This is a genomic window from Magnetospirillum fulvum MGU-K5 (genome assembly GCF_000442515.1).
Taxonomy (GTDB): domain Bacteria; phylum Pseudomonadota; class Alphaproteobacteria; order Rhodospirillales; family Magnetospirillaceae; genus Phaeospirillum; species Phaeospirillum fulvum_B.
On sequence record NZ_AQPH01000016.1, the window covers coordinates 19062 to 31785 of the forward strand.

Consider the following 12724-nt stretch of genomic DNA (forward strand, 5'->3'; position numbering starts at 1 on the left):
GCCCCGCCCCGATTTCCGGAGCAGCCCAGGCATGGCGCATATCCCCGACGGCGTTGTCTCGTTTCCGGTTCTGGCCGTCGGTGCCGCCGTCACGGTGGCCGGGTGCGCCTATGCGCTGAAGCGCCTGCCTCCGGAACGCATTCCCCAGGCCGCCATCCTGTCGGCGGTGTTCTTCGTCGCCTCGCTGGTGCATTTCCCGGTCGGCCCCAGTTCCGTCCATCTGATCCTCAACGGGCTGACCGGGGTGATCCTGGGTTGGGCCGCGTTTCCCGCCATCCTGATCGCCCTGCTGCTCCAGGCGGTGCTGTTCGGCTTTGGCGGCGTGGTGGTGCTGGGGGTCAACGTCATGAATATGGCGGTCCCGGCAGTGATCTGCGGGCTTTTGTTCGATGTCCTGTACCGGCGCACGGGCGACTCCCCCCGGCTGGCCGCGCTGGCCGCCGGGTTCTGCGGCGGTTTGGGCGTGCTGCTGACCACGCTGGCGGTCGCGCTGTCGCTGGGCGTGAGCGGGCGCGAGTTCCTCCCCGCCGCCAAACTGATCGTCCTGACCCATGTTCCGGTGATGGTCGTCGAAGCGGTGTTCACCGCCGCCGCGATCGGTCTGGTGCTTCGGGTCAAGCCGGGCTTCATCGCCCGGCCCGGCCTATCCCCCGCCTGGGAGCGCGTCGAATGATAAGACGGTTTGCCTTCGTCATCGCCGTGATCGCGCTGGCGCTGGGGACGGGCAGCCCGCCCGCCCTGGCCCACAAGATGAAGATTTTCGCCTCGGCCACCGGCGCGACGATCCTTGGCTATGCCTATTTCAATGCCGACAGCCGGGCCGTGCAGACCAAGGTGAGTGTGCGTGGCGCCGACGGCAGCACGGTCTTTACCGGTGTGACCGACGACAAGGGGCAGTTCGCCGTCCAGGCCACTCGCCGGATGGACCACCATATCTCCGTGATCGGCGATGACGGCCACATGGCCACCTTCACCGTCACCGCCGCCGAATTGCCCGACAGCCTGCCCCCGGCCGGAGGCGCGGCACCGGCCCCGGCGGCGGCGGTTCCGGCTGCCGCTGCGGCAACGGTGGTTGGGTCCGACGATCTGCGGAACTTCATCGACCAGAGCGTTTCGCGCCAGTTGCGCCCCTTGCGCGAACAGATCGACGCCTATCAGGAAAAAATCTGGCTGCACGACGTGATCGGCGGCATCGGCTATATCGTCGGCGTGGCCGGGCTGGCCTTTGGTTTCGCCAATCGCAGGCGACGCCCCCAGGTGACGGAGCCATCGTGAGCGGGCTGCATCGCCACACCGGGAGCACCTGCCTGCTGGATGAGGCGTGCGCCGATCACGCCTGTCTGCATCCGCCGCTGGAACGCGGCGGGCTGATCCAACGCCTCGATCCGCGCAGCCGCGTCCTTGCCGCTGTTAGCTTCGCCCTGCTGGTGGTGGCGCTGTCCCATCTGCCGACGCTGGCCGTGGCGGTGGCGCTGGCGGTGGTCGCCGCCGTGCTGGCGCGGCTGGAGGTGGGAACGACCCTCCGCCGTCTGCTGGCGCTGGAGGGCTTCATGGTGCTGGCCCTGATGATGCTGCCATTCACCGTGCCGGGCGACCCCTTGTTCACCGTCGGCGGGCTGGAGGCCTCGCGCCAGGGAGCGGTGCAGGCGCTGGTGATCCTGTTGAAGGCCAATGCCGTGGTGCTGATGGTGCTGGCCCTGGTCGGGTCGATGGATACCGTCACCTTGGGCCAGGCGCTGCGGCGGCTGGGCGCGCCGGAAAAGCTGGTGCAGCTTTATCTGTTCACCGTCCGCTACCTCGATGTGTTGCACCGGGAATATCGCCGCCTTCGCACCGCGATGCGGGCGCGCGCCTTCACGATGCGCAGCAACCGCCATACCTGGACCTCGATCGGCTATCTGTTCGGGATGCTGATGGTGCGCAGTGTCGAGCGGTCGGAACGGATCGTCGCGGCGATGCGCTGCCGGGGCTTTGACGGCACCTTTCCGAGCCTGGAGACGCCGACCCGCTTTCAGCGCCCGGATGGGCTGTTCGCGCTGGCGTCGCTCGCCGGTATGGTCATGCTGATGACGATCGAGAGCCTGTGACGATGCCCCCGTTCTTTCGTTTGGACGGCGTCAGCTTCGCCTATGACCACGCCCATCCGGTGCTGGCGGGGGCCTGTTTCCGCCTTGCTCCCGGCGAGAAGGTCGCGTTGACCGGCCCGAACGGGGCGGGAAAGACCACGCTGTTCCATCTGATGGTCGGCCTGCTGAAGCCCTCGTCCGGCACCATCGAAGCCTTTGGCGCGCCGCGCCGGACCGAACGGGAGTTCAAAGAGGTGCGTGCCCGCGCGGGCATCCTGTTTCAGGACAGCGACGACCAATTGTTCTGCCCGACCGTGGCCGAGGACGTCGCCTTCGGTCCGATGAATCTGGGCCAATCCCCGGCAGACGCCCGCATCATCGTCGGCCAGACGCTGGAGATGCTGGGCCTGAACGGGTTCGAGACCCGGATCACCCACACCCTGTCGGGGGGGCAGAAGCGTCTGGTCGCGCTGGCCACCGTGCTGGCGATGCGTCCCGACGTGCTGCTGCTCGACGAGCCCACCAACGCCCTCGACGAAGCCACCGAGGCGCGGCTGACCGAGATCCTGCTGGGTCTGCCCCAGGCGATGGTCATCATCTCGCACGACCGGGCCTTTCTCGACCGCATCGCGACGCGGCGGGTGCGGCTCGACCACGGCCGGTTAAGCGAGATCGGCTGATCGCCGCCCCGGCGTTCGCGGGTCCGATCAGGTCTTCGGACTGCTGTGGACATGCGGATGCGAGTGCGGATGGGCATGTCCGTCGCCGTCATCGTGATGGTGGTGGCTGTCGGTCACCTTCACCTCGACCGGCACGGCGTTCAGCGCCCCGTGGCGCACCCCGGTTTCCGCCATGATCGCATCGGCGAAACGCCGCACCGACGCCGTCGCCCCTTGGAGGATGCTGACCTCCATGCAATTCTCGTGGTCGAGATGGAGGTGCAGGGTCGAGTGGGTCAGATCGTGATGGGCGTGGCTGGCCTGGACCAGCCGCCGCGACAGATCCCGCTCGTTATGATTGTAGATATAAGACAGGCAGGCGATACACTGGCCGCTGTCAGCATCGGCCAACCGCTCGTTTTCGAGAACCTGGCGCAGGACATCGCGCACTGCTTCCGAGCGGTTATCGTATCCCCGGCGGTGGATGTAATCGTCAAATTGCGCCAGCAATGTCTCGTCGAGCGAAACCGTGAAGCGGTCCATCGGCGTGCCTCCCTGTTATGCTCCTTCGATAGCACAAGACAACGCCGATGACGTCCCGGCTTACGTAAAAACCTAATCGACCTCATTTGCCGTCAGGAACATCGCCTTTTCGAGAGCGGCAAAAAATTGCTGATACGGAGCCGCATCAGAAACCGCCGACAAATTGTATTGAGCGCTGGCACGCACCGCAATTTGGGTTGTGCCGCGCGGACGGATGGTAATGGTCATCCGCATCGCATAACCGGATAACTTTGTCGCGCTGACCATTCCAAGCGTCTCGTCCGCCTTATCGACGACAAAACCAAGATCCTGGAGCGTCGCAATAACGTTGCGCAGGGTCAGCATCTTGTCGGTCGTATCGAAGGCACGGGTCTGAACCGCGCGTAATTCAACCTGACTCTTGTCTGTCAGGAGAACCTGCTGGCGTGAATCGGTTTGACACCCCCCCAAGACAAGAAGGAGGGCGCACCCGCAGACCAGCGAAAACAGCCCCCTGACTGAAATCCGGGTCATATCTGGTGCGCCTCCAGAAACACGGACTCAGACAGTTTGTCGAAGAACCGCTGATAGATCACCGGATCGGCGATGGCCTCGACCCGTGACACCTGGCGTTTGTTGTTCCACACGATTCGCTGAAAGGTGACGCGAACCACCACCGCCGCCTTATCGGACGCTGGCCGGGTAACAATAGAAACGCGGATTTTCTGCAACAGATCCCATTCCGGGTCCGCTCGGCCGCCCAGAGCCGTAATCAGCGCGGCGATGAACACCTGTCCGGCCATCTGCTGCGACTCGATCGCGTCACGGTCTTTGGAACCGACAATCAGGCCACTGCGTGTCGCCACTTCCTCAATGGTGAACCCCAAATCCTGAAGCACCGCCGACGTCGCGGACAAGATGGCCGACTCGTCCTTGGTATCGAAACGACGGGTCTGCATCTGCCGCTGGGCCATGCTTTCCGGGGCCAGAGTCAGAGCCGATTTCTGCTGTTGCAGATCGTCGCTCTGGCAGCCTCCGAGCGTGAGCACCATCATAGCCAGAAAAAGGGCGCGCACAGGAAGCACCCGCTCAGAAGCTGCTGGAGCGATACGCGAAATCGCGGACCAGATTGTTCTCGTCAAATTTCACGATGACGGTCAACGTCCGTTGCGACGTGCTGGTGGCCCCGGCCCCGCTTTGGTAGCCCGCACCGCCGCCGCCGCCGAGAAGACCGGCGCCAATCAGCCCGCCGCCCAAAATCAGCGCATTGACCCCGCCGGAACTGGACGAATGCACCGTCTCGGTCGAGATTTTGTCATAGACCCAGGTTTCACGACGCTTGTCATCGGTGGTCACCATGTTGGGTGCCCCCAAGACCTCGACGACATCGGAGCCGCTCATCCCGACGCGAATCTCCCTCTGCACTTTTCCCACCGTGATTTTGCTTCCGGCGTCCTGGGCTTTATGGACTTCGGCGGCGTGTTCCGACGCGCTTTGACACCCCGAAACCGTCATGGCGAAAGCAATGGCGGCAGGTCCGATGATGGTACGCATCGCGTTAATTCCCCTGTGCTGGTGTCGGTTTGGAAACAGGTTCAGACGCTGGGATGGAACCGCTGACCGCTTTATTCGGAGCAACGGATTGTCCACCCCCACTGTCTTCGACTTGAAGCGCCTGAAGGAACATCGCCTTCGATAAAGGCTCGAAAAACAGCTTCTGATAAAATTGCGGGTCGTCGACCTGGGTATTCCTCGCCTCGATCTTGACCATCGCGTTGGCACGGACCGTCATCTGCGACGTCCCGCGCGGATAAACCGTGGCCGTCAGCCGCAAGGTAGACAATTTGGTGGCCGAAACCGTTCCCGCCAACGGTTCCACCTTGTCGAGGGTATAGCCCATATCTTGCAGCGTGGCGACGATGGCACGGAGCGTCTTGTTACGGTCTGTCGTGTCATAGGCACGAGTCTGCATGGCCCGGAGTTCAACGGCGGGCTTTGCGCTCAGCACATCGGGGGCGACTTGGTCAGGCCGTTGACAGGCGGAAAGCGACAGCGCCATGGCGGCAGCCGCAACGATTGTCGTCAGACGCTTCATATCTCGTGCCCCTCAAGGAAAACCCCACCGGAAAGTTTGGTGAAAAACTCTCGGTAGATTTCAGGATCCTGGATCAGTTCCGCACGAGAGAGGCCGTTTTTGGTCTGAATAATTCGATCGAAGCTGACCCTCACATCGACCTGTTTGGAGTTTGCGATCGGCGTGGTGACCAGTGTGACCACGATAGTCTGATCCTTAGCCCAATCCGGATTGTGGTAGCTGCCAAGCAGGGCCATTGCAATGGTCAGCGCCACTTGCCCCGCCACTTCTCCTGCTTCCTCGGCATCGCGTTGTTTCGAGGCAACGAGAACCCCCACCTCGGACGATGATTCGGTCAGCGTAAAGCCAAGATCCTGCAAAGTCTGGGTCGCAGCCGACAGGATCGCCGTCTGGTCCGTCGTATCGTAGCGCCTTGTTTCCAACGCCCGCAACTTTACCGCCCCTTCGGGCGCCACTCCGATTCTCATCGCGATGTCATTTGGCGTCTGACACGCTGTCAAACAGATAGCCACGGCAAGCGTCGCGGCCACAATACGCCCCTTTACCATCAACCGCCCCCGATCGAACAATCCGAGTTTGTAATTTTCTCACACGATCGTGCAACAATTGATCAAATGAAACAGCACACAAGTCTTACCGGAATGTCAGAAAATTCCTCCCGAGACGCCCACTTTATCGGGCCAAGGTGCGTGATCCTCACTCCCTGAAGCGTCTCTGTTGATCGGCGGAATCGCCCTCTCATCTCTGCCCGATAACAACCAAGAATAATTCCAGCTGAACCGATTAAGGACAACAGCGGTGGCGGCCCGCTGCACCACCCTGCCGTTTGGATAGGGCAGCTTTCATGACATTTTTCTTGCCCAATCAATCCCATAACCGTAATGAGGTTATCGCTATATATAAAAACTATATAGCGCTACGCGATGTGGCTGGATTGGGGCCGCCCAGAGTGCCTTTGCACCCCGGGACGCAAGGCCAGCCAATGACGATGTGGGGGAACCATCATGATAAGACCGATGACGGTCACGGTTTTGGCCTGTACAGCCTTAGGGTCGATTTCGGCCCAGGCTGGCGAAGAAGCCGGGGTCTTTACCCTGGGAGAAGTTCATGTAAACGCACCTGTGGAAAGTCAGATTCCCGGATCATCCGTTCTAACCATGGACGAGATGCGGTTGTTAAATCGCGAAACGCTCGACGACGCCCTGAATGCGATGTCGGGCACATCGATCACTCATGGCGGTACATCCCGCAACGAATCCAATTATTTCATCCGGGGCATGGATCGCTTGCGCGTTCCGCTCTATATCGACGGCATCCGGGTCTATATGCCCTATGATAACCGGCTCGACATGGCCCGGTTCACCACCTCGGACATTGCCGAAATCCAGGTGACCAAGGGCTATACCTCGGTCATAAACGGTCCCGGCGCGATGGGAGGCTCGGTCAATCTGGTCAGCCGTCGTCCGACCTCGGCCTTGAGCGGCGACGTCCGTACCGGAACCAGTTTTGACGCGAACGGAGCGTTCAACGGCTTCACCACCGATGCGTATGTCGGGTCGATGCAAAAGAACTGGTACATCCAGGGCTCGGGCCAATGGGCGCAGAAAGATCATTTCGCCCTCTCCGACGATTTCAAGGCGACCCCGTCGGAAAACGGCGGCAACCGCAACGAATCGCAGAAGCAGGATTACAAGATCAATCTGAAGGTCGGCTACGTCCCGAACGCTGACGACGAATACAGCATCAACTACATCGATCAAAATGGCCGCAAGAGTGCGCCGCCGAATACGGTCTATAACAATCGCTACTGGCGCTGGCCGGAGTGGGGCAAGAAAAGCCTGTACTGGCTCTCGAAAACCACCGCCGACGACGGGTCGTACCTCAAGGTTCGCGCCTTCTACGACCAGATGGACAATACGATCGATTTCTACGCCAACAACACATACACGACCCCACATGCCAAGCAGGGGGTCTGGAGCACGTACAACGATTCCGCATGGGGCGGCAGCGTCGAGGGCGGCCTCAACATGTTCAGTGGCCGCGACATGCTGCGCGCGGCGTTGCATGGACGGTCCGACACCCACAAAGAACGTTCGCGGGTCAGCGCCACCGTGCTGGAACCATGGCAGGAATCGAACGAAGACACCTATTCGGCCGCGTTGGAAAACACCTTCAAGGCGACCAAGGATTGGGATCTGATCGCCGGTATCAGCTATGACCTGAGGGTTCTCAACAAAGCAGACGATTGGGGCATCACCGGCAACAATGGCAGCGCGATCCATTACGACCGCGCCAACGATCATGCCCTTAATCCGCAGATGGCGACGGTCTATCGCTATAGCGACAGCGGCAATGTCAGTGCCTCGATCGAGCGGCGGACCCGGTTCCCAACGCTGAGCGAGCGCTACAGCAACAAGTTCGGCACCGCCTACAACAATCCGACCCTGAAATCGGAAAAGTCGATCAACACCCAGATCGCGATCAAGGACAAGATCGGGGCCGACACCAAAGTCGGAGCCACCTTGTTTCACAGCTATATCGATGACGCGATCACAAGCCGTTCGATCAAGGTTGGGGCCGACACCTATACGCAAAACATCAATGTGGGAAGCGCCCGGCATAAAGGCTTCGAACTCGAAACCACGTCCCTGGTTCTTCCTTCGCTTGAAATCGGGGCCAATTATACGTTCCTGCTGGCCGAGGTCACCAACAAGACCCTGCGCGAGACGGGCATCCCCCGGCACAAGACCACCATGTTTGCCGATTGGGAGGCCGTCGAGGCCGTCCACGTCGTTCCGTCGGTTGAAATGGCGTCGGAACGCTGGATGCAGAACAGTTCGACAGACGCTTACTATCGCGGCGGCGATCTGGCCGTTGCCAACTTGAAGGTAGCCTGGCGACCGATCGACGACCTGACCGTCGAAGGTGGAGCGAAAAACATCTTCGACGCGAACTACCAAACCACTGACGGCTTCCCGGAGGAAGGGCGGAACTATTTCGCTAATGTCCGCGTTACTTTCTGACGCGGGTTTGGGGCCGGTATCCGGTGACGGATCGCTCTGGTCGCGGTCCGCCATCGCCTCTCTCCTGTTGCATGGAGCGGTGGCGATGGCGGTCCTGTCCTGGGGACCAAGACCCGCCGAGGAACCGCCGGAGCCCAATCCGCCGATCATCGTAGAGCTGGACATCTTGCCATCGAGTCCCGCACCGGTGCCACCCGTGGCCCCGCATCGGGACCCGCGTCCGGACCCGCGTCCGGCGGAGGGAGAGGCACGTCCGCTTCGGCACGAGCCTGTCAGCCCGCCTCGCCGTCCTCACACGATCGCAAGACCGACGGCCCCCGTTCCGACCGCGGTGACAGAGACGGCTCTGCCATCCGACACCGGGCCGGGAGAAGAAAGAGCCGCCTCGCCCGAGGCTTCCTCCCCGTCCTCTTCCGCCGCGAATGCGGCTGCGGGGGATGGAAATAGCCGTAGGGGCACCGTTACGGGATCGGGGACCGGAGGAAACGATGGCGATTCAATGGCCGCCTATCTGTCCGACGTCCGCGCCCGGTTGCAACGTGCCGTGATTTACCCCCCCAAAGCCCGCCGGATCGGCCTGCATGGCGACATCCGAATCCGGATGCGAATTCTTGCCGACGGCCGCATCGACCCCGATTCGGTCCGTGTGGTCGGGGATGGGGGGCATCCCGTGTTGATTACGGGGGCACTCGAAACGGTGGAACGGGTGGTGTTGGCAGCGCCGCCCACCCCGCTGATCGAGATCATCGCCCCCATCCAATTTCACCTGGAATAGGAGAACAGAATGAAGATCGCCCGTTTGTGTCTTGCCGCCCTGTGCGCGGTCGGACTGGCTGGCACCGCCCGCGCCGAAACCTTGCACGTCTACACCAGCTATCCTCCCGACATCATGGAATTGTACGAAAAAGCTTTCGCCAAGGTCCGCCCCGACATCAAGATCGAGTTCCAATGGGGCCACGGGGCCGAAGCGCTGGAAACGCTGCGCACACCAGACCAAGGGGGATTCGACGTGTGGTGGGCTCCGGCCGCCAACGCCTTTCCTGTCCTGGCCCGCGAAGGCGGCCTGCGCCCGCTCGGGGCTCTGCGCGACGGCATCGAGACCTCTGTATGGGGAATGAAGCTGGGTGACGATGCGGGAACGTATCTTCCGTTCGAAATCGCCGGCTATGGTTTTGCCCTGCGGCCGGATTATCTCACCCGTCACCATCTGCCCAAACCGACCAAGTGGAGCGACTTGGCCAAACCGGTCTATGCGGGTCATGTCGTAATGCCGGTGCCGTCTTCAGTCGGCTATGCCCCGGCGATGATCGAAATTCCGCTGCAATACCAGGGATGGGACAAGGGATGGGCGTTGTGGACCGAGATCGCCGCCAATTCCAGCCTAATGGACGGCGGCGGCGGTGCCGCGCTGTTGAACGAATTGCTCGACGGGACCAAGGGCGTCGCCCTGATCATGGATTTCTTCGTCCGTCCAGCCCGCCTTGAGGGCAAGCCCGTCACCTTCACGTATCCGTCGGTCACCTTTGTCAGCCCGGCCCATGTCGGTATCACCGCCAAGGCACCGCACCCCGACGAAGCCCAGGCCTTCGTCAAGTTCCTGCTGTCGGACCCCGGACAGTCACTGCTGATGGAACCCGCGGTCTCGCGCCTGCCGGTCCGCAAGTCGGTTTACGCCAAGGCACCCGCCGGATTCCCCCATCCCTTCGACGCCCCCCCGCCAGCTCATGCGTTCGATCAGGCCAAAGCGTCCGCCCGGCAAGCCGTCCTGAAGGCTCTGTTCGATGATGTCATCACCAGCCGTCATGCCCGGCTGAAAGAGCTGTTCACCGCCATTCACGCGGCGGAAAAGCGTGGCGACAGCGCCAAGGCCGAGAAAGCCCGCGCCCTGGCGACCCGTGTTCCGCTGGATGAAGCCGCCGCCGCCGATCCCGGCATCAATGCGGTGATGACCAATCCCGACAGCGATGAGGCCAAGACAATCCGCGCCAAATGGCGGAGCCAAGCCGACGAAGCCACCACCCGCGCCTTCGCCGTTCTTGGGAAATAATACTGTCCTCGCCCCCAACTGCGCCGTAAGCGCAGTTGGGGGCGATCTTCCCGATTACCCGCCGAGGCGGGTCAGAATGCCGACATCCCGTTCGATACTCTTCAGGGTCACGGCACGATCCCGAATGACATCGGCCAGCACGGACAGCACTTGTTCGATCGCCGCCGTGTGGAGATGGACATCCTGAAGCCCGTCGGCCATGCCCTGAAAGCGATCCTGGGCACTGGTGAACCGCACTCGGGTCGAGTCAATATCAGAGCCGAGGGTCGACAGGGTCGCCTCGATGCCTGAAATCGCAGTCTGGGTCCGGGCGAGAGTGGTCTTGGTATTATTGGCGAGATGCTTGACCTCTCCGGCCACCACGGCGAACCCCCGGCCGACTTCGCCAGCGCGGGCGGCTTCGATGGTGGCGTTTAATGCCAGCAGGTTGGTTTGCCCGGCGATGCCGTCGATTGTCGCGAGGATATCCCGCAGGCTGTTGACCGACTGGCCAAGATGAGAGAACTGACGCAGCAAGGCATCGGAGTCCGATTGGCTGCTCTCGAGCGTGGCGTTCTCTGCAATGACGTGCTGAACGTTCTGGATGGTAAGACGGACCTGACTGGTCTTCTCCACCGCCTGCTCAATCCGCTCGCGCAGAGTGGCGCCGCTGGAGAAATGATCGATCAGCCGCTTAATGACGCGTGAGCGCAGTTGGTTGAGGATGGACAGGCGGCTCAGTCGGGCCTGGGTGTAATAGCCCGAAAAGCGAGCATACTGGATCGGGAAACTGTCGAGGAAAGGATCGGCGAAGCTGCCCGGCGGCCGGTCGAAGAAGAACAGCGCGCTCAGGGTCTGGTTGACATTGATCCCGAACAATTCGCCGAAGGTCGAAAAACCGCCAACCGGGATTTTATAGAGCCCATCGAAACGGGAGAGTTCGGCGGGGTTATTGAGCCTGCGCAGAATGCAGTCGTTGACGATCGCGCCGATCGGCTGCGGTTTATCCCGGAAAAAGGCGTCGAGATCGCGCCGGGTCTGATCGACGATGTCCGTGGCTTCCAGCAACAGCAGTTCGTCACCGGCATTGACGTCACAGAAGAACGACACCACGCCCTGATCCGTATCGATCGCCGCCACCGAGCGGACGAACAACTCGCCATCAATCTCGATCCCGAACGTGTGGCCTTTGAGTTGGTCGGCGACCCGGGCCACCGGCACGCCCAGCAGCCCGGCCAGGGCATCAAGAATCGGAATGACATGGCCGCTATCGAGATCGATTGCCGCCATCACGGTGCGACGGTCGGGATCGGCTTCCGCCACCACGAAAGAGCGACCGGTCTTTTTGAAATTCTGACTTTTCAACACCCCGTAACTGACCTCGGACGCCAGCTTCAGGAAGATCACCACGGCGTGATTCTCGACGGTGCTGCGGCCGTCATAGATCTCGGTCCGACGAAAATCGAACGTGCCTCCGGCCGATCCGCCAAGGAACAGACAGGGGAAATGGCCGCTCCGATACACCGCTTCCATGAAATAGTTTTCGCACGATGACAACCCGTCGATCAGGGTCAACGCCAGACTGTCGCGCGGATCAAGCCGGAACGGCGGTATGGCCGATCCCAGCGCGGTGACGATCCGGTTGATTCGGTCTTCACGCGTCACGGGCGCTTCGCCCCGGCGAATGTCGGCGTTGGGCAGCGGCACCGAGCGGATGCAGACCTCTTTCAAGAGATCTGGCGAAAAGGCCTGCACCACGATTCCGGACCAGGACGGTCCGGTCGGGCGATAGAACGGCCCACTTTCTTTCCCGTCGCCACAAGCGCAAAGCTCTCCGGCGGTGCTGACCGCCACCAGAGGAACCGTCGGTCCGGTCAGCCGACGCAACGACCGCACCACGCCGTCGAAATCGACATGAGGGGAGACATAAGCCAACACCAGCGCCGCCGGTCGACCATCGAACAGGAGATTGTCTTGTCCAAGGCCGGAAAGGGTCGAGTCTGTTGGCAACACCCGCATCAACGGAGCGGTGCCCTTGGCGGGGAGAGGAGAGGTCGGTTGCGGAGGTTCTGCCGACTGCAAAACGAGGGGCGGCGTGCGACGGCGAAAGAGCATAAGAACCCTCCCAGCTTAAGCTCAGATGTTCCGTATATGCGCATGGTCATACACCACTTTCCAGACTAGGTCAGAAGTATATTTTCGGAAGCGGCCCAGCGGGAAAGGCCGCAGCCGTCCCCTCCTCCTTCGCCGACACCGCGACCGGGCGCATGTCATGCAAGGCTTCCAGGGGGTCCCCGGTAGCGGTCAAGCTTCGTCAGAGTGCGGCCGTCTCG

Annotated in this window: 14 protein-coding genes; 7 read left to right on the top strand and 7 right to left on the bottom strand. The window is 61.7% G+C overall.

The features are described from left to right. The first annotated feature begins 31 nt into the window (after nucleotides 1-31). From cbiM to K678_RS06225, 4 genes are read left to right on the top strand one after another with little or no spacing between them, the layout of a single operon-like run. Nucleotides 32-673, top strand: a complete 642-nt coding sequence (gene cbiM / locus K678_RS06210) for a cobalt transporter CbiM (protein ID WP_021131606.1) — start codon at nucleotides 32-34, stop codon at nucleotides 671-673. Further along, nucleotides 670-1275 (top strand): hypothetical protein, encoded by a 606-nt coding sequence (locus tag K678_RS06215; RefSeq protein WP_021131607.1) that lies wholly within the window; start codon nucleotides 670-672, stop codon nucleotides 1273-1275. The genes cbiM and K678_RS06215 overlap by 4 nt, the downstream gene beginning before the upstream one ends. Beyond that, on the top strand, nucleotides 1272-2087 hold the full coding sequence (gene cbiQ / locus K678_RS06220) for a cobalt ECF transporter T component CbiQ (protein WP_021131608.1): 816 nt from the start codon (nucleotides 1272-1274) through the stop codon (nucleotides 2085-2087). Before K678_RS06215 ends, cbiQ begins: the two co-directional genes overlap by 4 nt. Before the next feature lie 2 nt (nucleotides 2088-2089). Beyond that, a complete protein-coding gene (locus tag K678_RS06225) occupies nucleotides 2090-2746 on the top strand; it encodes an energy-coupling factor ABC transporter ATP-binding protein (protein WP_039852225.1) in 657 nt (218 codons plus the stop codon). A 27-nt stretch (nucleotides 2747-2773) separates the two neighbouring features. On the opposite strand, the gene nikR is transcribed toward K678_RS06225, so the two are convergent. From nikR to K678_RS06255, 6 genes are all read right to left on the bottom strand, one after another. Beyond that, the gene (nikR, locus tag K678_RS06230; protein ID WP_021131610.1) at nucleotides 2774-3268 is read right to left on the bottom strand and encodes a nickel-responsive transcriptional regulator NikR; all 495 of its coding nucleotides are present in this window, start codon (nucleotides 3266-3268) and stop codon (nucleotides 2774-2776) included. Between the two features lie 72 nt (nucleotides 3269-3340). After that, complete coding sequence (locus K678_RS06235; RefSeq protein ID WP_021131611.1) at nucleotides 3341-3781, bottom strand: hypothetical protein; 441 nt, start codon at nucleotides 3779-3781, stop codon at nucleotides 3341-3343. After that, nucleotides 3778-4302: a hypothetical protein gene (locus K678_RS06240; protein ID WP_051185858.1), complete on the bottom strand. Its 525-nt coding sequence runs from the start codon at nucleotides 4300-4302 to the stop codon at nucleotides 3778-3780. Before K678_RS06240 ends, K678_RS06235 begins: the two co-directional genes overlap by 4 nt. Before the next feature lie 34 nt (nucleotides 4303-4336). Continuing rightward, nucleotides 4337-4801 (bottom strand): hypothetical protein, encoded by a 465-nt coding sequence (locus tag K678_RS06245; RefSeq protein WP_021131613.1) that lies wholly within the window; start codon nucleotides 4799-4801, stop codon nucleotides 4337-4339. A gap of 4 nt (nucleotides 4802-4805) precedes the next feature. Next, the gene (locus K678_RS06250; RefSeq protein WP_021131614.1) at nucleotides 4806-5342 is read right to left on the bottom strand and encodes a hypothetical protein; all 537 of its coding nucleotides are present in this window, start codon (nucleotides 5340-5342) and stop codon (nucleotides 4806-4808) included. Next, nucleotides 5339-5872, bottom strand: a complete 534-nt coding sequence (locus tag K678_RS06255) for a hypothetical protein (protein ID WP_155804475.1) — start codon at nucleotides 5870-5872, stop codon at nucleotides 5339-5341. The genes K678_RS06250 and K678_RS06255 overlap by 4 nt, the downstream gene beginning before the upstream one ends. A gap of 486 nt (nucleotides 5873-6358) precedes the next feature. Here K678_RS06255 and K678_RS06260 point away from each other — a divergent pair, with 486 nt between their 5' ends. From K678_RS06260 to K678_RS06270, 3 genes are all read left to right on the top strand, one after another. After that, entirely contained in the window at nucleotides 6359-8365 is a 2007-nt protein-coding gene (locus tag K678_RS06260) for a TonB-dependent receptor plug domain-containing protein (protein WP_196802544.1), read from the top strand. A 499-nt stretch (nucleotides 8366-8864) separates the two neighbouring features. Continuing rightward, the gene (locus K678_RS18545) at nucleotides 8865-9140 is read left to right on the top strand and encodes an energy transducer TonB (protein WP_021131617.1); all 276 of its coding nucleotides are present in this window, start codon (nucleotides 8865-8867) and stop codon (nucleotides 9138-9140) included. A gap of 9 nt (nucleotides 9141-9149) precedes the next feature. Then, nucleotides 9150-10412, top strand: coding sequence for an ABC transporter substrate-binding protein (locus K678_RS06270; RefSeq protein WP_021131618.1), 1263 nt, complete (start codon nucleotides 9150-9152; stop codon nucleotides 10410-10412). Between the two features lie 54 nt (nucleotides 10413-10466). On the opposite strand, the gene K678_RS19715 is transcribed toward K678_RS06270, so the two are convergent. Beyond that, the gene (locus K678_RS19715) at nucleotides 10467-12506 is read right to left on the bottom strand and encodes a methyl-accepting chemotaxis protein (protein ID WP_039852228.1); all 2040 of its coding nucleotides are present in this window, start codon (nucleotides 12504-12506) and stop codon (nucleotides 10467-10469) included. Nucleotides 12507-12724 lie beyond the last annotated feature (218 nt).

Excerpts from the sequence above, each read along its gene's own strand:
- K678_RS06260 (WP_196802544.1), top strand. The coding sequence starts at position 6,359 with ATGACGGTCACGGTTTTGGCCTGTACAGCCTTAGGGTCGATTTCGGCC.
- K678_RS19715 (WP_039852228.1), bottom strand. The coding sequence starts at position 12,506 with ATGCTCTTTCGCCGTCGCACGCCGCCCCTCGTTTTGCAGTCGGCAGAA.
- K678_RS06215 (WP_021131607.1), top strand. The coding sequence starts at position 670 with ATGATAAGACGGTTTGCCTTCGTCATCGCCGTGATCGCGCTGGCGCTG.
- K678_RS06270 (WP_021131618.1), top strand. The coding sequence starts at position 9,150 with ATGAAGATCGCCCGTTTGTGTCTTGCCGCCCTGTGCGCGGTCGGACTG.
- K678_RS06245 (WP_021131613.1), bottom strand. The coding sequence starts at position 4,801 with ATGCGTACCATCATCGGACCTGCCGCCATTGCTTTCGCCATGACGGTT.
- cbiM (WP_021131606.1), top strand. The coding sequence starts at position 32 with ATGGCGCATATCCCCGACGGCGTTGTCTCGTTTCCGGTTCTGGCCGTC.
- K678_RS06225 (WP_039852225.1), top strand. The coding sequence starts at position 2,090 with ATGCCCCCGTTCTTTCGTTTGGACGGCGTCAGCTTCGCCTATGACCAC.
- nikR (WP_021131610.1), bottom strand. The coding sequence starts at position 3,268 with ATGGACCGCTTCACGGTTTCGCTCGACGAGACATTGCTGGCGCAATTT.
- K678_RS06240 (WP_051185858.1), bottom strand. The coding sequence starts at position 4,302 with ATGATGGTGCTCACGCTCGGAGGCTGCCAGAGCGACGATCTGCAACAG.
- K678_RS18545 (WP_021131617.1), top strand. The coding sequence starts at position 8,865 with ATGGCCGCCTATCTGTCCGACGTCCGCGCCCGGTTGCAACGTGCCGTG.
- K678_RS06250 (WP_021131614.1), bottom strand. The coding sequence starts at position 5,342 with ATGAAGCGTCTGACGACAATCGTTGCGGCTGCCGCCATGGCGCTGTCG.
- K678_RS06235 (WP_021131611.1), bottom strand. The coding sequence starts at position 3,781 with ATGACCCGGATTTCAGTCAGGGGGCTGTTTTCGCTGGTCTGCGGGTGC.